We start from the raw sequence: 599 nt of genomic DNA, 5'->3' as shown, positions 1-599 counted from the left end.
CATCGCCAGGCTTTAAATTTTTAAAATCGTTTTTAAACGGTTTTTGAATTGCTGATATAGCTCAGCCCGGTAGAGCGCACCCTTGGTAAGGGTGAGGTCCCCAGTTCGAGTCTGGGTATCAGCACCATATTTAGTTGATTTGATTATTCAAGTTAACAACAGAATTTGCTTGGCGACCATAGCATTGTGGACCCACCTGATTCCATGCCGAACTCAGAAGTGAAACACAATAGCGCCGATGGTAGTGTGGGGCTTCCCCATGTGAGAGTAGGACATCGCCAGGCTCCAAATTGCTTTATGCTGAATAGACACTGCGGAGTGGTAGTTCAGTTGGTTAGAATACCGGCCTGTCACGCCGGGGGTCGCGGGTTCGAGTCCCGTCCACTCCGCCACTTATTAGAAAGCCTAGTCTTATGACTGGGCTTTCGTCATTTCTGGGTATCGATAATTCGGTCTCCAACCACGAGCTCCGGTCGCCTGAGATCCTAGCTACTCCGCCATTTATAAGAAACCTCGCTAGAAATCGCGAGGCTTTTTTGCATCTAAATCATAGTGTTTCGCACGTCAGTCGAATAACTTATACCAATCCGGAAAATTAA

The 599-nt window shown here is 47.2% G+C and carries 2 tRNA genes and 1 rRNA gene; all 3 read left to right on the top strand.

Annotation, left to right across the window (positions count from 1 at the left end):
* The first annotated feature begins 50 nt into the window (after positions 1–50).
* The 3 genes from AB4486_RS22320 (at position 51) to AB4486_RS22310 (ending at position 392) form a co-directional block, all read left to right on the top strand.
* Positions 51–127, top strand: a tRNA-Thr gene (locus tag AB4486_RS22320).
* Positions 128–168: 41 nt separating this feature from the next.
* Positions 169–284, top strand: a 5S ribosomal RNA gene (gene rrf, locus AB4486_RS22315).
* A gap of 31 nt (positions 285–315) precedes the next feature.
* Positions 316–392, top strand: a tRNA-Asp gene (locus AB4486_RS22310).
* Positions 393–599: the final 207 nt, after the last annotated feature.

The sequence above is a fragment of the Vibrio sp. 10N.222.55.C6 genome, from assembly GCF_041473395.1.
In the GTDB taxonomy this organism is placed as follows: Bacteria; Pseudomonadota; Gammaproteobacteria; order Enterobacterales; family Vibrionaceae; genus Vibrio; species Vibrio crassostreae_C.
The sequence above is the reverse complement of the archived record's forward strand: the minus strand, read 5'-3'. Positions and strand labels throughout refer to the sequence as shown.